This window comes from Photobacterium gaetbulicola (assembly GCF_003025515.1).
Classification (GTDB): Bacteria; Pseudomonadota; Gammaproteobacteria; order Enterobacterales; family Vibrionaceae; genus Photobacterium; species Photobacterium gaetbulicola.
Map to the genome: position 1 here is coordinate 15,475 of NZ_PYME01000011.1, position 22,764 is coordinate 38,238.

The 22,764-nt window shown below is 51.6% G+C and carries 24 protein-coding genes; 17 read left to right on the top strand and 7 right to left on the bottom strand.

What is annotated here, in order from left to right; all coding sequences use genetic code 11:
- The first annotated feature begins 2 nt into the window (after positions 1 to 2).
- Positions 3 to 1,325: an ATP-binding protein gene (locus tag C9J03_RS11210; protein WP_044623787.1), complete on the top strand. Its 1,323-nt coding sequence runs from the start codon at positions 3 to 5 to the stop codon at positions 1,323 to 1,325.
- A 10-nt stretch (positions 1,326 to 1,335) separates the two neighbouring features.
- Entirely contained in the window at positions 1,336 to 1,809 is a 474-nt protein-coding gene (locus tag C9J03_RS11215; RefSeq protein WP_044623786.1) for a response regulator, read from the top strand.
- A 91-nt stretch (positions 1,810 to 1,900) separates the two neighbouring features.
- Here C9J03_RS11215 and C9J03_RS11220 read toward each other — a convergent pair whose 3' ends face one another.
- Complete coding sequence (locus C9J03_RS11220; protein WP_044623785.1) at positions 1,901 to 2,182, bottom strand: hypothetical protein; 282 nt, start codon at positions 2,180 to 2,182, stop codon at positions 1,901 to 1,903.
- A gap of 201 nt (positions 2,183 to 2,383) precedes the next feature.
- On the opposite strand from C9J03_RS11220, the gene C9J03_RS11225 reads away from it, so the two are divergent.
- The 3 genes from C9J03_RS11225 to C9J03_RS11235 all read left to right on the top strand — a co-directional run bounded on the left by C9J03_RS11225 (position 2,384) and on the right by C9J03_RS11235 (position 5,798).
- Positions 2,384 to 4,807, top strand: a complete 2,424-nt coding sequence (locus C9J03_RS11225; RefSeq protein ID WP_044623784.1) for a zinc/cadmium/mercury/lead-transporting ATPase — start codon at positions 2,384 to 2,386, stop codon at positions 4,805 to 4,807.
- 145 nt (positions 4,808 to 4,952) lie between these two features.
- Entirely contained in the window at positions 4,953 to 5,402 is a 450-nt protein-coding gene (locus C9J03_RS11230) for a methyltransferase family protein (RefSeq protein ID WP_044623783.1), read from the top strand.
- Positions 5,403 to 5,534: 132 nt separating this feature from the next.
- The gene (locus C9J03_RS11235) at positions 5,535 to 5,798 is read left to right on the top strand and encodes a hypothetical protein (protein WP_044623782.1); all 264 of its coding nucleotides are present in this window, start codon (positions 5,535 to 5,537) and stop codon (positions 5,796 to 5,798) included.
- A 105-nt stretch (positions 5,799 to 5,903) separates the two neighbouring features.
- On the opposite strand, the gene C9J03_RS11240 is transcribed toward C9J03_RS11235, so the two are convergent.
- Positions 5,904 to 6,065 carry a CCGSCS motif protein gene (locus C9J03_RS11240; RefSeq protein WP_082060648.1) on the bottom strand — a complete coding sequence of 54 codons (162 nt, stop codon included), beginning with the start codon at positions 6,063 to 6,065 and terminating at the stop codon, positions 5,904 to 5,906.
- 107 nt (positions 6,066 to 6,172) lie between these two features.
- Here C9J03_RS11240 and C9J03_RS11245 point away from each other — a divergent pair, with 107 nt between their 5' ends.
- Together C9J03_RS11245 and C9J03_RS11250 are read left to right on the top strand one after the other, a co-directional pair.
- Positions 6,173 to 6,616, top strand: coding sequence for a CopD family protein (locus C9J03_RS11245; protein WP_044623781.1), 444 nt, complete (start codon positions 6,173 to 6,175; stop codon positions 6,614 to 6,616).
- A gap of 7 nt (positions 6,617 to 6,623) precedes the next feature.
- A complete protein-coding gene (locus C9J03_RS11250; protein WP_231580679.1) occupies positions 6,624 to 7,445 on the top strand; it encodes a GNAT family N-acetyltransferase in 822 nt (273 codons plus the stop codon).
- 48 nt (positions 7,446 to 7,493) lie between these two features.
- Here C9J03_RS11250 and C9J03_RS11255 read toward each other — a convergent pair whose 3' ends face one another.
- Complete coding sequence (locus C9J03_RS11255; RefSeq protein WP_044623779.1) at positions 7,494 to 8,117, bottom strand: LysE family translocator; 624 nt, start codon at positions 8,115 to 8,117, stop codon at positions 7,494 to 7,496.
- Positions 8,118 to 8,504: 387 nt separating this feature from the next.
- On the opposite strand from C9J03_RS11255, the gene udp reads away from it, so the two are divergent.
- On the top strand, positions 8,505 to 9,272 hold the full coding sequence (udp, locus tag C9J03_RS11260) for a uridine phosphorylase (RefSeq protein ID WP_044623778.1): 768 nt from the start codon (positions 8,505 to 8,507) through the stop codon (positions 9,270 to 9,272).
- 662 nt (positions 9,273 to 9,934) lie between these two features.
- A complete protein-coding gene (gene ygjK, locus C9J03_RS11265; protein WP_044623777.1) occupies positions 9,935 to 12,511 on the top strand; it encodes an alpha-glucosidase in 2,577 nt (858 codons plus the stop codon).
- Between the two features lie 86 nt (positions 12,512 to 12,597).
- On the opposite strand, the gene C9J03_RS11270 is transcribed toward ygjK, so the two are convergent.
- Positions 12,598 to 12,909, bottom strand: a complete 312-nt coding sequence (locus C9J03_RS11270) for a hypothetical protein (RefSeq protein WP_044623776.1) — start codon at positions 12,907 to 12,909, stop codon at positions 12,598 to 12,600.
- 365 nt (positions 12,910 to 13,274) lie between these two features.
- Here C9J03_RS11270 and C9J03_RS11275 point away from each other — a divergent pair, with 365 nt between their 5' ends.
- From C9J03_RS11275 to C9J03_RS11305, 7 genes are all read left to right on the top strand, one after another.
- Positions 13,275 to 13,958, top strand: a complete 684-nt coding sequence (locus C9J03_RS11275) for a TetR/AcrR family transcriptional regulator (protein WP_052829814.1) — start codon at positions 13,275 to 13,277, stop codon at positions 13,956 to 13,958.
- A 29-nt stretch (positions 13,959 to 13,987) separates the two neighbouring features.
- Positions 13,988 to 14,710 (top strand): outer membrane lipoprotein-sorting protein, encoded by a 723-nt coding sequence (locus C9J03_RS11280; RefSeq protein WP_420813003.1) that lies wholly within the window; start codon positions 13,988 to 13,990, stop codon positions 14,708 to 14,710.
- A gap of 23 nt (positions 14,711 to 14,733) precedes the next feature.
- Positions 14,734 to 15,963: an ABC transporter permease gene (locus C9J03_RS11285; protein ID WP_044623774.1), complete on the top strand. Its 1,230-nt coding sequence runs from the start codon at positions 14,734 to 14,736 to the stop codon at positions 15,961 to 15,963.
- Between the two features lies 1 nt (position 15,964).
- Positions 15,965 to 17,209: an ABC transporter permease gene (locus C9J03_RS11290; protein ID WP_044624558.1), complete on the top strand. Its 1,245-nt coding sequence runs from the start codon at positions 15,965 to 15,967 to the stop codon at positions 17,207 to 17,209.
- 27 nt (positions 17,210 to 17,236) lie between these two features.
- A complete protein-coding gene (locus tag C9J03_RS11295) occupies positions 17,237 to 17,920 on the top strand; it encodes an ABC transporter ATP-binding protein (RefSeq protein ID WP_044623773.1) in 684 nt (227 codons plus the stop codon).
- A 38-nt stretch (positions 17,921 to 17,958) separates the two neighbouring features.
- Positions 17,959 to 19,131, top strand: coding sequence for a hypothetical protein (locus C9J03_RS11300; RefSeq protein ID WP_044623772.1), 1,173 nt, complete (start codon positions 17,959 to 17,961; stop codon positions 19,129 to 19,131).
- 94 nt (positions 19,132 to 19,225) lie between these two features.
- Positions 19,226 to 19,630, top strand: a complete 405-nt coding sequence (locus tag C9J03_RS11305) for a VOC family protein (protein WP_044623771.1) — start codon at positions 19,226 to 19,228, stop codon at positions 19,628 to 19,630.
- Between the two features lie 13 nt (positions 19,631 to 19,643).
- Here C9J03_RS11305 and cyaB read toward each other — a convergent pair whose 3' ends face one another.
- Positions 19,644 to 20,198, bottom strand: a complete 555-nt coding sequence (cyaB, locus tag C9J03_RS11310; protein WP_044623770.1) for a class IV adenylate cyclase — start codon at positions 20,196 to 20,198, stop codon at positions 19,644 to 19,646.
- Between the two features lie 23 nt (positions 20,199 to 20,221).
- Positions 20,222 to 20,785, bottom strand: coding sequence for a sugar O-acetyltransferase (locus C9J03_RS11315; RefSeq protein ID WP_044623769.1), 564 nt, complete (start codon positions 20,783 to 20,785; stop codon positions 20,222 to 20,224).
- A 130-nt stretch (positions 20,786 to 20,915) separates the two neighbouring features.
- Between C9J03_RS11315 and C9J03_RS11320 the strand changes: the two genes are divergently transcribed.
- Positions 20,916 to 21,860 (top strand): LysR substrate-binding domain-containing protein, encoded by a 945-nt coding sequence (locus C9J03_RS11320; RefSeq protein ID WP_044623768.1) that lies wholly within the window; start codon positions 20,916 to 20,918, stop codon positions 21,858 to 21,860.
- A gap of 9 nt (positions 21,861 to 21,869) precedes the next feature.
- Here C9J03_RS11320 and C9J03_RS11325 read toward each other — a convergent pair whose 3' ends face one another.
- On the bottom strand, positions 21,870 to 22,742 hold the full coding sequence (locus tag C9J03_RS11325) for a helix-turn-helix transcriptional regulator (protein ID WP_044624557.1): 873 nt from the start codon (positions 22,740 to 22,742) through the stop codon (positions 21,870 to 21,872).
- Between the last annotated feature and the right edge of the window lie 22 nt (positions 22,743 to 22,764).

A 22,764-nucleotide genomic window follows, 5' to 3' on the forward strand; every position in this document is an offset into this window, starting at 1 on the left:
CCATGCATCAACCTAAAGCCATGCAGCGGATCATTGATGTGTACTTTCGTGATCCCGCCCGGACCGAAGCGGTTAAGGCCGGCACCCAGGTGCTGGTCCAAGATGGATACAACGACAAACTGTACTGGGTGAAAAAAGGCGAGTTGTCTGGCTACCTCAAGAACGAAGCCGATGTAACGGCAAGAGTGTTCAGGGTCGAGCAGGGCATGTTTTTCGGTGTCCACAGTTTCTTTGCCCAGACACTGATGGCGTCGACCACGGTGGTGGCGGAAAAAGACAGCGAAATCGCCTGGATCGATCTCAAAACCCAGCCGGTCGAGCCCGAAACTTTCGGCTCGTTGGCTGAGCAGTTCATGCCGGTTATGGTCCATGAACTGGCCCAGCGCCAGATGATGACCGGGTTGCAGGCGATTGAGAAAGAGAAGGCGCTGCAAAAGCTTTATGCTGCGGAGCAGATGACGACCTTGGGCCAGCTGGCTGCTGGCATAGCCCATGAACTCAACAATGCGGTTGGGGTGCTAAGCAGTAAAACCGAGGGCTTGCAGCAGGGGATCTGTCGCTTCCTGGAAGAAAACAAGCCGGAAGTCAGTCCATTTCTTGATCTGGGGATTTGCGATGGCCAGGCTGTTACCTCGGCACAGGCCCGCAAGCGCGCCAAGCAGCTAGAGCAAGATCTGACGCTCCAGCGGGATCAGGCCAGGCAATTGGCCCGGGCAGTACCGGAAGGGGACATTCCGGATTACTGGCTCGATAATCTCGACGACGCTTTGCAGTACTGGGATATCGGCCGCGACCTGCATGATATGAAGCTGGCTGCCAAGCATGCCGCCAGTATCGTCCGCTCGGTGAAACAGCTCGGTGGCACAGACAATGCGCGCCAGCCCGAGGTTGATGTTAACGATACGATCCACAAGTCCCTGGCGTTGCTGCAAAGCAATCTGAGGCGGGTCAATGTGGTACTGCGCCCGGCGGTGCTACCCACGATGACCGCGAGCACAACCGAGCTGGTGCAGGTGTGGGTCAATATCATCAAGAATGCGTGTGATGCGATGGAGCATACGGCCGAGCCGCAGATCGAGATCATCACGCGCCATTCGAAAAACCGCTTGCTGATCACCATCAGCAACAACGGGCCGATGATCGATGAAGCGACGCGGCGCAAAGTGTTTCAACCCAACTTCACCACCAAGAAAGGAGGGTTGTCGTTCGGATTAGGGCTGGGCCTCTCGATAGTACAGCGGATAGTCAACAGTTATGGTGGCACCATTGCACTGAAGAGCGACCTGGAGAAAACAAAATTTCGTATCAAACTGCCAATCGCGTAAGGGAATGGTTATGGAAAAACTAAACATCATCTGTGTCGATGATCAGAGGGAAGTACTAAGCGCTGTATTGAAAGATTTATCACCTTTGAATGATTTCTTTCATGTCGAAGACTGTGAATCGGCGGATGAGGCGCTTGAATTGATGGACGAGCTGGATGCCGAAGGCGAGTTCATTGCTTTGGTGATCTCAGACCATGTTATGCCGGGCAAAACCGGGGTCGAGTTGCTGACTGAGGTTTCACAGGATAGCCGCTTCCACAAAACCAAGAAGGTCTTGCTGACCGGACAGGCGACCCATCAGGACACCATTGCGGCAATAAACCGCGCCCGCATCGAGAGCTATTTCGAGAAGCCTTGGAAAGCCGATAGCCTGCTGACCACGGCACGCAGCCTGATTACTGAATACATCTTTGACATGGGGATGGATTACCAGCCGTGGATGGAAATCCTTGATAACGGCGTGGTGTTTAGGCGCCTAAGTTAAGGTTTTAGCTAAAGGCTTAGCCAAGGGCTAGTAAAACTAAAAAGCAGGCTTTTGTGCCTGCTTTTTGTATCTTGAAGTCGCTTGGGTATATTTAAGCCGCCACAATATTGTTTCTGACCAAGCCGCGCTTGATATTGCGGCACATCTTGCCAAAACGCGAAATATCGTCAAAGTCCGGCGACTCGCCTCTTTCAAGTACGCATTCCCAGTAAGAGACTTCCGACTCCAGCAACTCCATCAGCTTTTTCGGGCAGCCGATACAACTGTTGTCCGGGCCGCAGACAAAGGTATCGGGATCATACAATGGCAGCTCTTGCTTTACTTGTTCGATGATCAGTTGCATCGCCGTGCGGCGATCGGGTTTTTTGGCCATAGTCGGTGCTGGGTATAGGAGAATAGGAGGGCAGAGGGTATAACATGAGAGGGAGATGTCCATAGCCAATTAGTGGTTTTGTTTATTGCAAGCAAGTGGGGCACTTTATGTATCTTACGACTTGACCTTGGACTTAGCTCCAAGGTTTATAGTTACAGTATGGTGATGCTAATCACTATCAATAACGAAAAGGAGAAGGCCATGTGCGCCCAATGCAATAATAAGAAGTTACATGTTCATGCGGACAAAGCTGCCAGCTTTGGCCAGCCATCCGTTGTGGTTGAAAATAACAGCCCAGAGCCGTGCTGCACTTCTGGCAGTTGCCAATCCACGCCATCCCCTTCAGCATCGCAAGAATCAGAGCTGTCGCCGGGCGATGACGATCCTGCCTCCGGAGCCTCCAAAGGGTGTTCAGTTAATAAAATCACTTCCGCAGAGGCAGCGGTCAAATCGTCATGTTGCAGCTCAGGTAGCTGTGATAGTTCAGCGACGGATGAATCTACCCCCGATGACCTTGCTCCCGCTCCTCATAGCACGACGTTAAGTTGGAAAGTCGAAGGCATGGACTGCCCGAGTTGTGCTAATAAACTTGAAAGGGCCATTAATGGCTTAGAGGGTGTTGCTTCGGCGAAAGTGATGTTTGCCACTGAAAAGTTGATCGTCAACTGCCAATCAGCAGCGATGTCAGAGGATATTGTAGCGAAAACCCGCGAAGCAGGCTTTATTCTCTATACCACTGACAATACACCTGAAGACAGCAAGCGGATGGGTTTATTCCGGGAGATCCTGCCCGTATTGACGATAGCGGTGATGATGCTGGTTTCTTTTTTGCTCAACCAGCAGTCTCAAGCCATGGGGTTAGCTGCCTTTACCGCAACGACGCTGGTGGGTTTGCTCCCTATCGCCCGCAAGGCCGTCAGGTTGGCCAAGAGTGGCACCCCATTCTCCATCGAAACCCTGATGAGCGTGGCGTCTATCGGCGCGCTGTACCTGGGGGAAATGGCGGAAGCGGCGATGGTGTTGCTGCTGTTTTTGATTGGTGAGCAACTCGAAGGTTACGCGTCTGCGAAAGCCAGAAGTGGGGTGAAGGCACTGATGGCCTTGGTGCCGGAAAAAGCCAGCCGAGTATTGCCGGACGGTCGCAAAGAGCAGGTCTCGGCGAGTGAGCTTAAACCTGGCGATATTATCGAAGTTGCTCCGGGCGGCCGGTTGCCCGCTGATGTCGAGCTGATGGATGCGGCGGCCAGCTTTGATGAAAGTGCCTTGACCGGCGAATCCGTTCCGGTAGAGCGTTTACCTGGTGAGCAGGTGATGGCTGGTGCTTTGGTGGCCGATAAAGTGGTGCGCCTGAGGATTATTTCCGAGCAGGGCGAGAATGCCATCGACCGCATCTTGCATTTGATTGAGGATGCCGAATCGCGCAAGGCTCCACTGGAGCGCTTTGTCGACCGGTTCAGCCGCTGGTATACCCCTGCGATGATTGTGCTGGCCGCTCTGGTGGTCGTCATTCCACCGATGTTGTTCGGGCAGGCGTGGGACGAGTGGTTATACAAAGGCCTCACGCTATTGCTGATTGCCTGTCCGTGTGCTTTGGTAATTTCCATTCCGGCCGCAATTACTTCAGGTCTGGCGGCGGCAACACGTCGAGGTGCTCTGATTAAAGGTGGGGCTGCCCTCGAGCAGTTAGGCAAGATTGAAACGGTGGCATTCGACAAGACCGGTACCCTGACCGAAGGAAAACCGGTGATGACGGATATTGTCAGCTGGGATGGCGATGAAGCCCGCTTGCTGCGCCAGTCGGCTGCGGTAGAGATGGGATCAGCCCACCCTCTGGCACAAGCGGTGGTCAATGCTGCTCAAGCGCGCGGTTTGAATGTTGAAGAAGCGCAGGAGCGCCAAGCGTTGCCGGGCCGCGGGATCCAGGGCAATTGTCAGGGTGATACCCTGATGCTGCTAGCTGCCGACCGTCTACCACAGGGCATTACGCTGACCGTGCAGCAGGCTGAGCAAGCCCATGAGCTGGAAGGCCAAGGAAAGACCTTGGTGGTCGTGTTGCGTAACCAGCAACCTGTCGGGTTGATTGCCTGGCGTGACAACTTGCGCGAGGACAGTGCCAAGGCGGTAGAGCAACTCAAAGCGATGGGCATCCACTCCGTTATGCTAACTGGTGATAACCCGCGTGCCGCGGCGGCGATTGCCGGTGAAATAGGGATTGCCTTTGAGGCGGGACTGTTGCCTGAAGATAAAGTGAAGCATGTCGAGCTGGCCAACCAACGTACCAACGTTGCTATGGTTGGCGATGGCATTAACGATGCGCCTGCGATGAAAACGGCGTCGATTGGTATTGCGATGGGTGGGGGCACCGACGTGGCATTGGAAACGGCCGATGCGGCTCTAACCCATAACCGTGTCGCTGAGTTGCCGATGATGATCGCGTTGTCGAAAGCAACGCTGGCCAATATCAAGCAGAATGTGTTCTTGTCGCTGGGTCTGAAAGGGGTTTTCCTGATCACCACCTTGCTGGGGATGACGGGACTTTGGGTGGCGGTGCTGGCCGACAGTGGGGCAACCGCGCTGGTCACCCTCAATGCGCTGCGTCTGTTGAAGTTCAAGCTTAAGGACTAAACCGGTAATGATAGTCAAAAGGCACCCTCGGGTGCCTTTTGACAGTTTGAGTACCATGGCTTGTAAGTGTCCCCAAACATCAACGTACGCTGATAGCTGTTTCAAGCGACAAATGCAATTATCACCAAGTCCAAGGAGAGGAGCCATGCTTGAGTTAAAGATCCCGCCGTTATTGCTGTTCAATATCTTTGCGGCCGCGATGTTACTGCCGGCAGATTACCCGATTAAACTGGATAACGAAGGCTTTTGGGCAGGCAGTCTTCTGATAGCCATCGCAATGGCGATAGCACTGTCAGCAACGATGACCTTCAGGCGGGCCAAGACCACGGTTAATCCCTGCCGTTTTGATAATGTCAATGCATTGGTGACTTCCGGTGTGTTCGGGTACTCAAGAAACCCGATGTATCTTGCCATGGCTATTGCCCTGTTGGGTGTTGGCTTGATAGTGGGCACAGTGGTTACGGCCGTGTTGGCGGCTGTCGGATTCGTCATTTATATGACGAAGTTTCAAATATTGCCAGAGGAGCGGTTGTTGGCCGAGCTGTTCGGCGCAGAGTACCGCCGGTACTGTCAGCAAGTACGGCGCTGGGTTTAGGCTATCCCAATTGTGTTCACTCTAATTGCTAAGGAGAGGAAAGTAGCTCAATTTCGCTAATTGTTGTTGGCCTCATAAACTGCGTAAGCGAAAGCGGTTACTCTTGCCTATCACCTTTCATGGAGGCTACTAATGATGAAAACAGAAAAAAATAAGACAATCGCCATTGTTTCAGCAATCATTTTCTTCATCGGACTCGCGACATTTAATATTAGCGGGCTCGGTATTGTTCCGGTATTTATTGTGGTGATTTCCTTTTTTACGTCACTGATACACGGCTGGCTGTATCTTTCCGGGCATAAAGAGACCGATGTTTTCACAGCCTATCAGGATGGCGCCAAAACCAAGGCGAAGGCGCTACATTCGGGCTTCAAAGGAAAAGCCGGTAAGGAGTAATGGTTTACTTCAACAGGCTATCTGCCGTTCACAGAGTGAAGCCCTAAAGCGGCAGGGGGAGATTTGCTGGTGCAGGCATCATAGCCCCCTGGTGGCATTGTTTGGTTACGAGCAAGAGCCACAGCAAAAACCGGGTTCACCGTGTTTCTTTGTTGTTTTAGTCTTTTCGGACTCTTGACGTTCGCTGGAAGCAGGTTGCTCAATAAACGTCTTATCTTCGGCTTTTTCGTTATCTTTCTTAAAGATCTTGGTAAATGAAATGGCCATTCTACTTCTCTCCTAGTGGTCTTGTGTGATGCAACTTATAAGTTGTATTTTTTATATGTGTTATAGTTTGCCCAAGATGACTGTCAATGATTAAGATGGAGGGAAGAATGTTTGGGTTGTTACTAGCATTGCATATTATTGCCGCAACTATTTGGACTGGCGGGCATATTGTATTGTCGCTGGTAGTCTTGCCGTCGGTGCTAAAAAATCGCAATCCACAGCAGTTGTTGGATTTTGAGCAGGTATACGAAAAAATCGGTATGCCAGCGTTGATCATCCAGGTTGTTACAGGACTCATGCTGGCATACAGAATGCTACCGGATATGACTTTGTGGTTTGATACCAGCATTCCTTTAGCTCATGGGATCATGGCCAAACTTCTGTTGCTAGCGCTAACCGTAATATTTGCGCTGGACGCAAGGTTCAGAGTGATACCGAAATTGTCTCAGGCGAATCTGTGGGATATGGCGTGGCATATTATTCCGGTAACGGTGATTTCTGTGCTGTTTGTTTTGGTTGGTGTCTCTTTCCGGGTTGGCTGGCTGGTATGATAGGAGGATGCTGAATCGTTTAACAGGTGCAGTAATAGGGAGAGAAGGAGTCATGAACACAACGGATGTTATGCATGCTTACAACAAGCATGAAAGAAAGGTTATCAATGATCTCTATGGAAAGGTGATTGATACGGATGGTGTGATTAAATTTGTTTCAGATAACCCCGAAGGGAGTTACATCTCTTTTTACGGTCTCAACGAGCAATCTGCCAAGGCTGCTATTGAACGGGAAGTGGCTTACTTTTCTCAATTGGGTAAAGCATTTGAATGGAAGACTTATTGCACAGACTTACCGCAGAATATTGGTGAGTTGTTATTGAGTTTTGGCTTTGAACAAGAAGAGTCAGAATCCTTTATGGCGCTAGAACTGTCAACCGTCTCTGGGCGTGAGGTTGATGACAGCCGGATAGTTGAAGTGTTTGATGCCAAAGGGATCAGAGATGCTGTCAGCGTGCAGGAGCAGGTCTGGGGCGGAAATTTCGATTGGCAATATGCCCATCTGCTCAATATGAAGACCCAAACCCCGGATAATATCGCTATCTACGTTGTGTATGATGACGGCAAACCGGTAACCTCGGCCTGGATAGTTTATAACGATGAGAGTCCGTTTGCGGGGATCTGGGGTGGTAGTACTATCGCTGAATACCGGGGAAGGGGACATTATTCGTTATTGCTCAACAAGCGAATCAACGAAGCGAAAAAGAGGGGCAAACAATATTTAATTATTGATGCTTCTGAGATGAGTCGCCCCATTGTTGAAAAGCATGGCTTTGTTTTTGTTTCAACAACCACACCCTATATTTTTGAGCCGGGCAAGCAGCCATAGAGATTGGATGGGGCATCCTTTTGCAGGATGCCTGTTTGTTATGCCGAGTTATCCTGCGGCCAGCCAGATGCCGACGCCCATCATCAGCGAACCGGCAATCCGGTTTAGCATCTGTACGTTGCCACGCTGTTGCAGAAAACGGCGCAGTGTACGCCCCCCGCTTGCATACAGCAGCAGGCAGCTGAATTCGGTGATTAGGATAATGCTGATCAGCACCGACAGCTGTGGTAACAGGGCGTTGCCGGTATTGATGAACGGGGGCAGCAGCGAAATCATAAATGCCCATCCCTTTGGATTGGCAATGGCCGTAACAAACCCCTGTATGGCCAATCCGACCGCAGAGGTATCCACTTCCTCATCGATATTATCCGGAATTGCGAGCTTGCCCCTAGAGCGCCACATCTGGATCCCCAGCCAGAACAAATAGCCGCCACCGAGATATTTTAGTAGCAGGAACATTGCAGGGTAGTTGAGCATAATGGCTGCCACACCTACCACAGAAGCGATGGAAACCAATGCGACCCCGATCAGCTCCCCCCACATCATTGGCAGGCTTCTGCGAACCCCAATCGTCATACCCAGCGTCATCGATAGCGTCATGCACATTCCAGGCGTAACCGAGACGAAAAAGAAAGTAGGAATAAAAACAGCCAAAATGGCGAAGTCGATCATCAATTAACATCCTTGCGGTTAACTATACTGACGGGGCAACGAGAATAATTGAAAAAATATTATCAGTTAACTCAATAACAAAAAATAGTGTGATAAGCCGCACGGGCAAACGTTTTTTGGTGATCTTTGTCACTTTATTGTGAAACATGAAATTAATGCAATTTCTCTTAGTGTGATTGTGATCACTCAAATGCTAATTTTTATCAGCTATCGTAATTATGTGTTTACGAACTCTTATTATGAATAAACGGTTTATACCCAAGTGATTACCAGATAGCTGACTCAGCGCTGGGATCTTCATGTTGAAGCCATTTGGGTATAAACAAAACTAATCAGCCGCTGGCCTCAATTTCCCTACCAGGCGGCAACAATAGAAAGGATATGATTATGTCTGACAACGCAGTATTCCATTTGGGTGTGAACAAAGCAGATCTTAACGGTGCAGAGCTAGCCATTATTCCTGGTGACCCGGCACGAGTTGAAAAAATCGCAAACCTAATGGATAACCCTGAGTTTCTAGCAAGCTCTCGTGAATACACGGTGTACCGCGCTAAGTTGGATGGTAAGTCTGTTGTTGTTTGTTCTACCGGTATTGGCGGCCCGTCTACGTCAATTGCTGTTGAAGAGTTGGCACAGCTGGGTGTGCGTACGTTCCTTCGTGTCGGTACAACCGGTGCTATCCAGCCGCACATCAACGTAGGCGATATGATCGTAACGACGGGTTCCGTCCGTCTAGATGGCGCAAGCTTGCACTTTGCCCCAATGGAGTTCCCTGCGGTAGCTGATTTCGATGTGGCTACAGCAATGAAAGCGGCATGTGATGCCGATGGTGCGACCGTTCACACAGGCGTAACCGCATCAAGTGATACGTTCTACCCAGGTCAGGAGCGTTACGACACATTCTCTGGTCGTATTGTCCGTCGTTTCCAAGGCTCGATGAAAGAGTGGCAGGAAATGGGCGTGCTTAACTTCGAAATGGAATCAGCAACGCTGCTAACCATGTGTGCAAGCTCAGGCCTTCGTGCCGGCTGTGTTGCTGGTGTTATTATCAACCGCACTCAGAAAGAAATTCCGGATCACGCAACGTTGAAAGAAACAGAAGCGCGCTCTATCAAGGTTGTAGTTGAAGCAGCCCGCCGTATGCTTGCTGAGTAATCGGTTATTACCCAGCCGGATACCGAGTAGAGAAGCCAGCTCAATTGAGCTGGCTTTTTTTTACTTCCAATAACCGCACATGCAGCGGCTGTCGTTTGGTACCTTGCCTGTGGTTTCACTTGCATAAATATACTGGCGATATTTTGCTCATGCAGGGGGCTGTGCCCAAGCCGGTTGCTGTTACATAAGCAAGGCCTGGGTAACATTTGAAATAAACTGTTGTTGGTTTTGTTGCATCTATGGCGCATGTTTCTGTCGGTAATGAAAATGAACAGGCTCCATTACGTGACCCTGAGTCCATAGTTATTGGCAGCGACAGTTTTTATCAGTTTCTTTGAGTAACAAAGAAACCATTTTGCCAACAGTGATCTGCTTGCAGGAAATCAAAATTTAGTAAAAAGTTGATTGTGATATTGATTCCGAACTTAACTGATTGTTATGAATTACTTTTCACTTCATTCCGGATGGTTATTCAAGGCGGTTTGATTAATTGTTTTACTGAAAAATTTTACTGTGACGGCGATCTATTTTACTTAAAGTTTTACTTATTATTATTTCCTCCGTTAATAAACAAGCTTGTTATGTGTAAATAAAAAAGCGCCTGCCAGCCAATACAAGAATCGCACAGATCACGGCGGCGGGTGACATCGGGGGATTTTTTAATGACTTTTCGTAAAACGTGTTTAGCCGTGTTGATTGGTTCCGTCGTGGCATTGGCGGGGTGTAATAGCAGCAGTAGCAAATCAGAAAAAGAAGCCGGGTTACCGAGCAACGATTTTATCAATGTGATCGACAGAAGTGGCGCGCCAGAGTACCTGCGCGATTATGACGAATACAGCAACTTGAAGTTTAACGCGTTTGTTGACAACGGGGCCTGGCACGGTCACTTGCTACCGGCAGACGAACAAGGCTATGGCTCTTTTGGCGGTATCATGCAGGTGACCCAGGAGTATGCGCATTTCATGTCGGGCCAGACCTTCGACAAACTTCACATCACCGATACCATCAGCGGCGAGACGATTGATCTTTCCGCAGCCGAAGCTAAGGTCTACAGCACACCGGGGGCGCTGGTACAGATCTTGAAAACCGATAAGCTTGAAGTGCAGATGGTGCTTCGCTTTGTCACCGATAGAACCTCGTTGGTTGAAACCAAACTGACTAACCTGACGAGTCAGGACATGGATCTGCAATTGTTGTGGGACGGTGAGCTGCTGCAAAAAGCGCGCTCGACACCGGGTTACGAAAACCAGACCGTTGACCAGATGTATCCGGAATACAATCGCCAAATCCACGCCACGGATAATGGCCTGAAAATCACTTTCGGTGACATGAAAGGCAACTGGGCAATTCGCAACGATGATGACAGTGAGTTCCGTATTGCCCGCTCGGTCAGCACCCAAACACATGTGATGCCAAACGAAATCTCGTACGCCTCTGTTGGCCACCAGCCGCTGTCAGCAAAGGGCACTGCGAGCATCTACACCACTTATTCCCACCTGCACAACGGTGCGGAGGTAACGAAAGAAACAGGCAAAGTAACGGATATTCTCAACAACCCGCAGCCATACATGATAGCTGCCGATGAGCGTTGGGCGGGTTACCTGTCATCGGGCATGGTCAACGGTCAGGCGACCGATGAACAGGCGCGGGTTGGCGTAAAAGCCATTATGACCCTGAACGGTAACTGGCGTTCGGCTGCCGGTGATGTCCACCAGGCAACGGTGACGCCATCGGTAACGGCGCGTTGGTTCTCCGGTAACCTCACCTGGCCTTGGGATACCTGGAAACAGGCTTACGCCATGGCGCACTTCAACCCAGATGTGGCCATGGACAATATCCGCACGGTATTTGAATACCAGGTGCAGGAAGACGATCCGATCAGGCCGCAGGACAAAGGCTACCTGCTTGATGTCGTCACGTATACCTTGCCGGAAAACCGCGGTGGTGCCGGCTCCGAGAACTGGAACGAGCGTAATACCAAACCTTCCCTGGCGGCTTGGTCGGTGATGGAAGTGTATAACGCGCTTAAAAACGAGTTCGACCGTCCGGCAGATGCCCAGGCCTGGATTGATGAGATGTATCCTAAGCTGGTGGCTTATCACGATTGGTGGCTGACCAACCGAGACCATAATGGCAACGGGGTGCCGGAGTATGGTGCGGCAGTGGACCCGGCGCATAATACCGATGATGGCTACATGTATGTGTGGGTTAAGACCGATGATGATTTGGTAGGTGCTGTCGGCCAAGAAAATATCCTTGAGCAAAAAGGAAATGAATACAAAGTAAAAGGAGTGGATAGCTACAACACCATCCTTGATAAAGTGATCTACCAGGAGCTGCATGTGGGTGCTCAGGAAGCCGCTGGCTGGGAATCCGGCATGGATAACGCCGCCCGCTTTGGCTTTATTTCAGCCGAGCAGCTTCAAGCGTACGCCGATGTCCAGCACGGCGGTGATGTGGAAGCGGCGAAGAAAGACTGGGAAGTGCGCTTCGCCGAGAACCGTGGCCGTAACGATGAGCTGCTGGGCTTCTCGATGCTGCAGGAGTCAGTAGACCAAGCGTCGTACATGTATTCCGACAATAAGTACTTGGCGCAAATGGCGACCCTGGTGTCAGCTAATGTTCCCGGCAAACAGCGCGGCCAGGAGTTCCTCGACGGCGCGGCAGCCATCAAGGACTACATCAATACCTGTATGTTTGATGCCAACACCGAGTTCTACTATGACATCCACCTGAATGTCGACCAGGACGGCAAGCCAGCACCTGTAATGAAAAACGGCATTGCCTGCGCTGGTGAGCCGATTGTCGAGCGCGGACGCGGTCCTGAGGGCTGGGGGCCGTTGTTCAATGGTGCCGCGACCCAGGAGCTGGCGGATAAAGTGGTACGGACCATGATGGAGCCGGAGGAGTTCAACACTTCTGAAAAGTATATAGGTGAGGGGATTTCACTGCCGACGGCTTCGCAAACCAACCCGGCTTACCATGCTGACATCTATTGGCGAGGCAGGGTATGGCTAGACCAATTCTACTTCGGTGTGCGTGCGATGGAGCAATACGGTTATGGCAGCGAGGCGGTGCATATGGCCAATGAGCTGTTTGCCAACGCCGAAGGGATGACTGAAGACGGTGCGATCCGCGAAAACTACAACCCGGAAACCGGTGCGGTACAGGGGGCCACGAACTTCTCTTGGAGTGCTGCCCATATGTATATGCTTTACAGAGAGTTTTTTAAGAACTAATCGCCCTGCCCGACAGCAGATAAAATGAAAGCCAGCTCCTGCGAGCTGGCTTTTTGTTTGCAGCAATACGTTGTACAAACACTTGTTTAGTCGAAGCTCTTGGTATGCAGGCTTCGCCGAGTATATTCATTCCACTCTTCGGTTAGTATTGAATAGGTGAGAGTACTCGAGGTGCGGGTATACAAAGGAATATAGACTTCACCGTGTTCATTGGTTTTGTAAACTCTCCCACGGTTAGCCGGGTTGCTGACGCTTACTCTGGCATTGGCAGCCGGTTTGCCATTTTCAGTGACTTTCACCCAGCTACCTACTTGGGTGTCGATAATTCGGATATCAGCAAAAGCGAGTGAGCTAGTAGATAGCATCAGCGCTGCGATACTTGCTTGTTTGAATGTCATGTAAACCTCTCAGACAACTTACCCTGACATTGTTGTATTGCCACCTTCTTCATTGATCACACTGGCAAGCAAAAGAAGATGATGTGTGGTTTCGATGGAATAGCCAATCGCGTCGGTAGATAGCTGCTAGAGATCAGTATAGATAAGGTCACCCACTCCAGAAAGAAAACCGCTGCTCTTGCAATCACTGTGATTACCCTGTGCCAAACGCATCGTGAGCAATGCCGTCGTGGGGCAATTGGGTTCAGGGACAAATTTTGTAACAGAAGGAGTGATGGATTTTTGAACTTGTTATTTGAGCTCGATGATAACCGGGCATATAGTTAATACATACCGACCGTCGGTCGGTCTGTGTGGGGCAGGGTATGTCAAGAGTCGTCAAGTCGCCGCAGGAGCGGCGGGCAGAGTTCATCGCCGCGGCCAATGAGCTGTTTTTTTCCAAGGGGTATGCCAATACCTCGGTCAACGATCTCATCCAGCATGTGGGGGTGTCCAAAGGGGCGTTCTATCACCATTTCGATTCCAAGCAAGCGGTGCTGGAAGCGTGGAGCGATGACATGCTGGCGCAATATCGTCAGGTGATCGGTGGACTGGTAGATGATCCTAACCTCAGTGCCCTGACCAAGTGGGCACTCTTGCTGCGTCGTACTAACCAATGGGAAATCGGCCAGAAGGCAATCATGCTGGGCTTTGTCAAAATCATCAATATGGATGAAAACCTACAGCTAAAACATAACTTCATGCAAAAGGTCAGTGCGTTGCTCGCCGGTTACTACGAAGCTATCTTGCGCCAGGGATCTCAAGAGCAGGTGTTCGATGTGCCTTTTCCGGCGGTGACGGCCAGATTGATGGTGACTGTGCTCAACGGTTTTTCTGAAGCCCTCACCCAAAAAATGCTGCAAGCCGAGCATATCCAAGATCTGTTTGACGGTGTCGTGGATGAAGTGAAAGCCACCCAGCAAATACTGGAAAGGATGGTCGCGGCAAAGGCTGGCAGCATGCCTTTGATTGATGACGAGTTGCTGCGGGCTTGGTTTACAGGGGAATAGAGATGCGATTTGTGAAGGTGCTGTTTGTAATGTTGGTCTGTATTCCGGCTTGGGCCATGGCGGAGTCAGCGACATCGATTGTAAAAAAGTCTGATCAGCAGATGCGGGGGGATTCCAGCTACAGCGAGGCGACGATGCGCATTGTCCGGCCAGACTGGACCCGAACCATGAGCATGAAAAGCTGGACCAAGGGTTTGGATTTGTCATTGGTGCTGGTGACGGCTCCCGCCAAAGACAAAGGTACGGCTTCTCTTAAACGCTACCGCGAAATGTGGAACTGGCTACCTAGCATTGAGCGGGTGGTCAAAATTGCCCCTTCCATGCTCGGCCAGTCGTGGATGGGGTCGGATTTCACCAATGATGATCTGATCAACCAGTCGTCGATTGTCGTTGACTATACCCATGCGATGGTTGGCAAAGACGTCTTCGATAATGACCCGACCTGGGTAATTGATGCGATAGCCAAGCCCAATGCGCCGGTTGTCTGGAGCAAGGTGAGGCTGTGGATCTCGCAACAGACCTACCTGCAACGCAAGGTGGAGTTTTACGATGAGTTCGACGAGTTGATCAACACCCTCAATACTTACGAGGTGAAGTGGATGGGCGGGCGCCAGGTTGCGACGCGAATGGAAATGCTCCCGGCCGATAAGCCGGGCAACAAAACCGAGATCATCACCCATCAGGCCCAGTTTAATTTTCCGATCAAAGAGAGCTTTTTCTCCCAAAGCCAGATGAAAGCCCTGCGCGACTGATGGGCAGTTAACAAGGAAGGACCATGTTACTGAAACTAGCTTGGCGCAACATCTGGCGGCAGAAAAAGCGGACTCTCCTGACGGCATCGGCGTTGGCGCTGGCATTGGCACTCTCATTATTTATGCGCAGCCTGCAAGAGGGTACCTATGCCAATAATATTGAAAATGCGGCGCGATTCTATACCGGGCTGATCCAGCTCCAGCATCCTGAGTTTGCCGAAAGTCACAGCATCGATGATTTGCTCGTCATGGATGAATCTTTTCTCCAGCCGGTATTGGCGAACGTGCATATTAACCGTGTCCTGCCGCGGATAGAGTCGTTTGCCCTGGCTGCCTCCGCGGATAAGTCTAAAGGGGTGATGGTGCTCGGGGTCGATACGGTCGCGGAGGATAGTTATTCCGGCATTTCAAACCGCCTGATCCGGGGAGCGTTTCTGGCACCTGACGATCAGCAAGTCCTGGTTGGCGAGGGGCTGGCCCGGTATTTTGGCTTGGATGTCGGTGACGAACTGATCCTCTATGGACAGGGGTATCGCGGGCAGACGGCCGCGGGTTTGTACCGGATAAAAGGTATCCTCGATTTTCCGGTTGCCCAACTGGATAACCAACTGGTGTACATGCCGATAGCACTCGCTCAAACTCTCTACAGCACCGGGGAACAAGTGACGGCCTGGGTGATGGATGTCAAGCCGCTTGCCCAGCTGCAACCGACGGTCGACCTGCTGGGCGAGGCGTACCGCAGCGAGGTAAATGTCCGGGATTGGCAGGATCTGGCGCCGGAAATGGCCCAGCAGATCCTGATGGATAAAGCCGGGGGGATTTTCATTATGTACCTGCTCTATGGCGTTGTGGGGTTTGGCCTGTTTGCGACCCTGTTGATGATGACGCTGGAGCGGCAACGTGAATTCGGGGTTATGCTGGCAACCGGGATGCTCAAGCGCAAGATAATTGCCTTATTAGGCTTGGAATCACTGATGATCGGCTGGTTGGGGATTGCCATGGGTATGGCAATTACGCTACCGGTGCTAATTTGGTTCTATTTCAACCCGATTGAGCTAACCGGTGAAACCGCGGAGCTGGTGCTGGAGATGGGCTGGGAGCCTATCTTGCCCATGTCGCTGGACCCGGTGTTGATGCTCAACCAAATGGTGATTGTATTGGGGCTGCTGGCCATTTGCCTGATTTATCCGATGTGGCGGATCCGTCGCCTCGATGTGGTCAGGGCGCTAAAAGGAGGCGGTCATGCGAACTGACATGCTGTTCAAGCTGGCGTGGCGTAATCTTTGGCGCAATAAACTTCGCACGGCGATCATGCTGGGTGCCATGGTGTTTGGCCTGATGGGGGTCGTTGCCATGATGGGGTTCCTGTCTGGTATGTACGGCAGCATGATCCACAACGCCATTGCTTGGCAAACCAGCCATATTCAAATTCACAACCGGCTCTATCTGGATGATCCCGACATCAAGCACACAATTGTTGAACTGGCCGATGTCGAGCAAGCCGTGGCGGCGCTACCCGGGCTCAAAGGGTGGTCAGCCCGGTTTGTTGCCGATGGTATGGTGGCGTCAGCGCGCAGTAACCGCGGTGTCCGTATCAATGGCGTGGATCTCGACGCGGAGTCAAAGGTTACGCCGCTGGTAGATAATATCACCCAGGGGCAATGGCTGAGCGAAGAAGGACGGAACCCGGTATTGGTGTCGGAAAAAACCGCCTCGCGCCTCAAGCTTCGAATTGGCTCCAAGGTCGTACTGACCTTCACGGATGCCAACGGCGATGTCAGCGGGGCCGCCTTTCGGGTGCGGGGGATGTTCAAGACACCCTCTACCAGTTTTGATGATGGCAATGTATTTGTTCGCCGGACTGACCTAACCGCGCTGGCTGGTATTGGGGGCGCCCATGAAATCGCCATTTTGCTCGATAGCGATGAGGCGGCCATGGTGCAGGCAGGGCGATTGGGTAAAGCGCTGGCGGCAACGGACGACAGTGCCGCGATGGCGAGGGGCAACCGGGTTCGAGACTGGCAGCAGGTCCAGCCTATGCTGGCTTCGATCATCAACCAGCAAGGGCTGAGCAATGCCATCATGCTGGGTATCTTCGTGGTGGCAATGGGCTTTGGTATCGTCAATGTCATGCTGATGTCGGTTTTCGAGCGTACCCGTGAGTTCGGGGTGCTGATGGCTGTTGGCATGCAGAAACACCGGGTGTTTTTGCTGATCATGCTAGAGACTACGTGGCTGGGGGTAACCGGAGCCGGTCTTGGCTTGCTTGCCAGTTTCTCCTTGATTGGCTTGCTGCAGTACACCGGGATACCGCTCGGGGCGATGGCCGAAGGACTGGGGGCGTTTGGGGTCGACACCTTGCTGTACCCGCATGTGTCCTTTGCCGAATACCAAATGATCTTTTTTACTGTCGTTGCGGCCAGCCTTCTCGCCGCACTTTATCCTGCTCGGCAAATCCTCAGGCAGCGCCCGGTTGATGCCATGGCTGAGATGCACTGATGAAAAAGCACTGATAGCGAGAAACGGATGACCATTACCATAAAGCAGTTATGCAAAACCTATAACCCTGACAGTGATTTTCCCGTACATGCGGTAAAAGATCTCGATCTTACGGTCGAACAAGGTGAGTTTGTTGCGATCATGGGGCCATCGGGCTCGGGCAAGACAACGTTGCTCAATATGATCGGGGGGATCGATAGTCCAAGCTCGGGGAGTGTGCATATCGATGGCTGCGATATCTGCCAGCTCGACGAAAAGGCATTGATTGCTTTTCGCCGCGACCATGTCGGCTTTATTTTCCAGGACTACAGCTTGCTGCCGGTTCTTACCGCGCTGGAAAATGTCGAGTTCGTGATGCAGTTGCAAGGGCACGATGATGCCACCTGCCGCCAGCGGGCCAGTGCACTGTTGGCGCAAGTGGGGTTGGCAAGCCAGCAGCACAAGCGACCGGCCAAGCTCTCGGGTGGGCAACAGCAGCGGGTCGCCGTCGCGAGGGCGCTGGCGCCTCGTCCCCGTTTTGTGATGGCCGATGAGCCGACCGCCAACCTCGATGCCCAGAGTACCGCCGAGCTGCTCGATATCATGCAGCAACTCAATGAAAAGGAAGGGACCACCTTTATCTTTTCCACCCACGACCCTCGGGTGATCACGCGGGCCAAGCGGGTGATTGTGTTTGAGGACGGCAAGCTGAAGGAGGATCGCCGCCAGTGAGCAGGTATCGAAATAGCGTCGGCAAACCGCGACTGTCAATGCCGGTTTGGCTTTTGCTGACAGCTGGGGGACTGTTATCCCCGCTGGCATGTGGCCAGATCCCGGGCTTGGAGCCGGAAAAAGATTGGGATCTCAACGGATACGTGAAGTACATGGCAACGGGCACATTGCCGGACAACGGCTCGAATGGCCTTGATCACCTGATCCATCAGCGCTTCAATTTTGAATATCGGTTTAATGGGCAGTGGCGGTTCAATGTCGGGATGCGCAATCGCCTGCTGTTTGGTGATGCCGCAGAAATCCCCGGTTACGGTGATCTGGTTGCGATCGATACCGGCTATATGGACTTGTCGAAAAATTGGCTGGACAAAAAAGGCGCCGTGGGGAATAGCCAGCTTGATCGCCTGTATGTCAATTGGCAGCGCGATGACTGGCAGGTGCGAGGCGGCCGTTTCCGGGTCAATTGGGCGATGGCCACGCTGTGGAACCCGAACGATATCTTCAATTCCTATTCCATCTATGATTTTGACTACGAAGAGCGTGCCGGAAGCGATGCGGTGATGGTCAGCCGTAAGCTCGGTTTTGCCAGTTCTTTCGATGTGGTTGTTAATCCCAACTCCGATAACAACCTGAACAGTTACGCCGGCCGGTATCTGTTCAATCACAATGGCTGGGACTATCAGGTATTGGCCGGAAAATCCCTGTGGGATCATGTTGTCGGGGCTGGCTTTGCCGGCGATCTCCAAGGGGCTGGTGTCAGGGGAGAATTGAGCTGGTTCGAGCCTGATCAGGATGAATGGCAGGGTGAGCCGCTCAAGCATTCTGCGGTAGCCACACTCGAAACCGATTACAGCTTTGGCGGCCAGCGCAACTGGATGGCGCGAGGGGCGGTGCTGTATATCTCGAACCCGCAGACCCCACGCAATGCCATCGCCTTTTTGAACCTGCCGCTAACCGCGAGGACCTTGAGCTTTACCCGCTGGACGGCCTATGCGGATGCCAGTTTGGATGTTACCCCCCTTAGCCGCCTGACTCTGTCAGCATCATACTATGATGATGGCTCGTATTTTGTCGGTGCCAGCAACAGTTATTCGCTGGCGGATGACTGGCAGTTGCTCGGGGTTATCCAGCGCTTCGACGGCAGCGGCAATAGCTTGTTTGGTGACACCGCCAGTACCTTGCTGTTTGCCCAGATTCGCTGGAATTTTTAAGTTAGTCCAAACTGGGTAATAGTGGGGTATTGCAAGCGATAAATGCTGATTATGCGTGCTTGTTGGTATCAATGACAGGGTAACGGGATAGCTGATGATAACACTCGAAGGGATTGACCATGTGGTGCTGAGAACCACCAAACTGCCTGACATGCTCCATTTTTATTGCCAGGTGCTTGGTGCAAAGCTGGAGCGCGAGCTGCCCAAGGAGATGGGGTTGGTACAACTGCGTGCCGGTAGTGCCTTGATTGATCTGGTAACCGTTGATAGCCAGCTTGGCCAGTTAGGCGGTAAGCCGCCTAGCCAAGATGGCCGCAACGTCGATCACTTTTGTTTGCAGATAGCGCCTGTTTCGGAACAAGCGCTGCTTGAGTACTTATCCCAACACAATATTTCCTGCGAGGGCTTCGCCGAGCGCTATGGCGCTGAAGGGTTCGGCCGCTCGATCTATATTCAAGATCCTGAAGGGAATGTGGTGGAGCTCAAGCTGAAGTGCTAATGAACGTTATTAGCTAGAGCGTTGACCGCAACTGATAAAGTGTTCGGTACGAGCGATGCTCGAGATCCTTGGACGTCAGCCCAAACTGCTTGGCCAGCTGTTCAAGCTCACCTTTATATTTTGCAAGAAGCGATTCATCATTGGTCATGATGGCAAATTCTGCAAAGTGGCCAATACCATCGAGGAAGTCCAGGGTAATGTGGTACGGACCGACAAAGTAAATGCTACGCACTTTCTTCATTAACAAGTAAGGCTCATAGCCCATGGTCGCCAGCATGCTTTTGGCGGCCTTTGCATCAGTGATATTGGTCGCTTCGCAGCGATCAGCCTCCGGCCCTTTGACGATCCAGAGCTTGATGTCCGATGGCTCCATTTCGCGGATAGCGACGGTCTTGTTTTGGCTTGCCAGTGAATGCTCGGGCGTGTCAAAGTACCAATCGGTCTCTATGTTGTCGACTAGCATAACTTCATGGTGGAGCGAACTGAGCACCTGTAAAAAATCAGATTTTGATTCCACACGGTACTTCAGCTCGACTTCATATTTTCCTTTGAAGTGTTCACTACTCATGTCTGTTTTCCGGGTGCTGGTTTTCAGTTTTGTTCATTTTCATGAATACGGCGGATCAGCTTGGCGGGGGTACCACCGTAAAGGCTGTCAGGTGGCACGTCTGAATTGACCACGGAGTTGGCGGCAATAACGGAGCGGGCACCGATGGTGACACCTTGGTTGATTACCACATTGCCGCCAATCCAGACATCATCTTCGACGGTAATGGGCTTGCAGGTGGTCGCCCATTGGCGGCGCTCGAGGTAGTTCAGCGGGTGGCTGGCGCAGTAGAGCTGGGTATTTGGGCCAATGAGTACATTGTTGCCAATGGTAATCTTGGCACCGTCCAGCATAGTGACATTCATATTGATGAAGGTTTTCTCACCGATATAAATGGTTTTACCGAATTCACAGTGGAAGGGAGAGCGGACGATGCTTGAATCGGGTATGTCACCCATCAGTTGGCTGAGGAGAACACTGCGCTGGGTGTCATCAATGGTTTGGTTTAACGCCATCAACACCTGTGCGGCGTTGTCACGAATGTGATTGATCCCTTGGTCGCTGCCGTCAAAGTCTTTGCCTGCGAGCATTTTCTCGAATTCGGTCATTGTCTTTCCAATCTGTCTCTATTTGGGCCGGTCAGGCAGCCCTGAGTATATTGTTGCAAGGACTATAGCGACCTCATGATATGATGAGAAGTGATTAAAATTCATTATTCAGCTGAATCAAAGGAATATCATGATCGATCTATCCCGCCTGCTAAAAAATGATATGAATCTGTTGATTTGCCTGTATGTGCTATTGCAAGAGCGCAGTGTCAGCCGGGCAGCAGACAAGCTGTATTTATCGCAGTCTGCAGTGAGCAAACAGCTGACAAAATTGCGCCAAGTGTTTGATGACCAGCTTTTCGAGCGCGAGTCGAAAGGCTTGTTGCCCACCCCAAAAGCACTCTCTTTGGAGGCTAAATTACAGCAGATCTTGCTGCAGGTCGACCAGCTCAGTGATCCCGACCGCTTCGAGCCGGAGAGCAGTACCCGTTCATTCAATATCGATCTGATTGAAACGGCGTACGCGACAATTTATCCCCGTTTTTTGCCAGCGGCGTTAGCCGAAGCGCCGAATATCACCATAAACAGCCGCGACTGGAATGCAAACAGCCTCCTGCGCCTGCAAAAACGGGAAGTGGACTTTGGGATCGGGATTTTCGAGTGGGACAGCCGGGCGAAGACCCATGTCCAGACTATTCCAGACACGCTCAGCTATGTTGAGCTAATGCGCGACTCATCCGCTTGTGTAATGCGCAGAGGACACCCTGCGCTGCAGGAGGAGTGGAGCCTGGAGACCTTTTTGAAATACCGCCATATCCAGGTGTTGACCGGGGGGATCACCAGCTGGTTATTGCATGAAGTGCTGGACTCCAAGCGCCTTAAGATAAACAACGCGGTAAATATGTCGGATATTGCCAGTGCGGTAAAGCTGTGTGAGAAGAGTGATTTGCTGACCTCTTACCCTTATGAGTGTGTGCGCGATTTTGTTGATAGCGCCGACATTGTGATCAAGCCGCTGCCGATTGAATTAGACCCCGGCGGTCAGTTCTTGTTGTGGAACAAGCAGTTCGACACGGATCCCAGCCATAGATGGCTCAGGGAGCTGATTATCAATCAGTTCAACGGCAGCGAGTGAAACCGGCGGTTATTTCTGGTGTAGCCCCATCTTGCACAGCTGCCTGAAGTCCTTGGGACTGACATCGGTATGGCGCTTGAAGAATTTGGTCATATTGGTGGCTTCGTTGAAACCGAGCCGGTTGGCCACATCGGAAATCGAATACTGGCTGAAGGCCAACAGGCGCTTGGCCTCAACCAGGACCCGTTCATCGACGAGCTCTTTGACACTGAGGCAGGCGTGATCCTTGGCAAGCTTGTCCAGCTGCTTGATGCTTTTGCCCAATGCCAGCGCGATTTCCCCTGCTGTCGGTCTTTGCTGGAAATGCTCGTCGATATATTTTTTCAGCCGGTAATAGTCGTTGTGGCCAATTCGCTGGATGGATTGCAATTGTTGCTGGTAGCTGGGTACCACGGCTTTGAGGATGATGGACCGGATCAGATTGCGAATGATCTCGTCTTTGAATTCAGAGGTCGATGCAAACTCATTGACCATGGCATTGAACAGTAGCCCGATATCGTCATCGACATGGTGGACGCAATTAATGTGGCCCATGGCGGTGAGCAAGAGATCGAAGTAGGGATCGGTATTGCCACTGGACAGAAAGCTGCAGTCGAACGAAAGCACGTAGCCATCGACTGCACGCTGTTTGGCAAAGGCATGGATCTGGTTCTTGCCCAGTATCAGCATAGATCCGGTACGCAGTCGATGCTGTTGGTGCTCGACGTAATGTACGCCTTGGCCCTCGGTGATATAGATCAATGCACTGAAGTTAAGCCGGTGTGGTCTGGAAACGGTCTCTAAACCCCTTAGGGTATAGAGATCTGAAATTCTGTTGATAAAGGGATTAATCAGGTTCACTTCTCTGTTCAGGCGCTCGAGAGGGATGCACTTGCTAGTCATATCTATCTTTACAAAAGGCGCT

Bases quoted from the DNA above. Each gene is read 5' to 3' on its own strand.
- C9J03_RS11210 (WP_044623787.1), top strand. From the start codon at position 3: ATGCATCAACCTAAAGCCATGCAGCGGATCATTGATGTGTACTTTCGT.
- C9J03_RS11215 (WP_044623786.1), top strand. From the start codon at position 1,336: ATGGAAAAACTAAACATCATCTGTGTCGATGATCAGAGGGAAGTACTA.
- C9J03_RS11220 (WP_044623785.1), bottom strand. From the start codon at position 2,182: ATGGCCAAAAAACCCGATCGCCGCACGGCGATGCAACTGATCATCGAA.
- C9J03_RS11225 (WP_044623784.1), top strand. From the start codon at position 2,384: ATGTGCGCCCAATGCAATAATAAGAAGTTACATGTTCATGCGGACAAA.
- C9J03_RS11230 (WP_044623783.1), top strand. From the start codon at position 4,953: ATGCTTGAGTTAAAGATCCCGCCGTTATTGCTGTTCAATATCTTTGCG.
- C9J03_RS11235 (WP_044623782.1), top strand. From the start codon at position 5,535: ATGATGAAAACAGAAAAAAATAAGACAATCGCCATTGTTTCAGCAATC.
- C9J03_RS11240 (WP_082060648.1), bottom strand. From the start codon at position 6,065: ATGGCCATTTCATTTACCAAGATCTTTAAGAAAGATAACGAAAAAGCC.
- C9J03_RS11245 (WP_044623781.1), top strand. From the start codon at position 6,173: ATGTTTGGGTTGTTACTAGCATTGCATATTATTGCCGCAACTATTTGG.
- C9J03_RS11250 (WP_231580679.1), top strand. From the start codon at position 6,624: ATGCTGAATCGTTTAACAGGTGCAGTAATAGGGAGAGAAGGAGTCATG.
- C9J03_RS11255 (WP_044623779.1), bottom strand. From the start codon at position 8,117: ATGATCGACTTCGCCATTTTGGCTGTTTTTATTCCTACTTTCTTTTTC.
- udp (WP_044623778.1), top strand. From the start codon at position 8,505: ATGTCTGACAACGCAGTATTCCATTTGGGTGTGAACAAAGCAGATCTT.
- ygjK (WP_044623777.1), top strand. From the start codon at position 9,935: ATGACTTTTCGTAAAACGTGTTTAGCCGTGTTGATTGGTTCCGTCGTG.
- C9J03_RS11270 (WP_044623776.1), bottom strand. From the start codon at position 12,909: ATGACATTCAAACAAGCAAGTATCGCAGCGCTGATGCTATCTACTAGC.
- C9J03_RS11275 (WP_052829814.1), top strand. From the start codon at position 13,275: ATGTCAAGAGTCGTCAAGTCGCCGCAGGAGCGGCGGGCAGAGTTCATC.
- C9J03_RS11280 (WP_420813003.1), top strand. From the start codon at position 13,988: ATGTTGGTCTGTATTCCGGCTTGGGCCATGGCGGAGTCAGCGACATCG.
- C9J03_RS11285 (WP_044623774.1), top strand. From the start codon at position 14,734: ATGTTACTGAAACTAGCTTGGCGCAACATCTGGCGGCAGAAAAAGCGG.
- C9J03_RS11290 (WP_044624558.1), top strand. From the start codon at position 15,965: ATGCTGTTCAAGCTGGCGTGGCGTAATCTTTGGCGCAATAAACTTCGC.
- C9J03_RS11295 (WP_044623773.1), top strand. From the start codon at position 17,237: ATGACCATTACCATAAAGCAGTTATGCAAAACCTATAACCCTGACAGT.
- C9J03_RS11300 (WP_044623772.1), top strand. From the start codon at position 17,959: ATGCCGGTTTGGCTTTTGCTGACAGCTGGGGGACTGTTATCCCCGCTG.
- C9J03_RS11305 (WP_044623771.1), top strand. From the start codon at position 19,226: ATGATAACACTCGAAGGGATTGACCATGTGGTGCTGAGAACCACCAAA.
- cyaB (WP_044623770.1), bottom strand. From the start codon at position 20,198: ATGAGTAGTGAACACTTCAAAGGAAAATATGAAGTCGAGCTGAAGTAC.
- C9J03_RS11315 (WP_044623769.1), bottom strand. From the start codon at position 20,785: ATGACCGAATTCGAGAAAATGCTCGCAGGCAAAGACTTTGACGGCAGC.
- C9J03_RS11320 (WP_044623768.1), top strand. From the start codon at position 20,916: ATGATCGATCTATCCCGCCTGCTAAAAAATGATATGAATCTGTTGATT.
- C9J03_RS11325 (WP_044624557.1), bottom strand. From the start codon at position 22,742: ATGACTAGCAAGTGCATCCCTCTCGAGCGCCTGAACAGAGAAGTGAAC.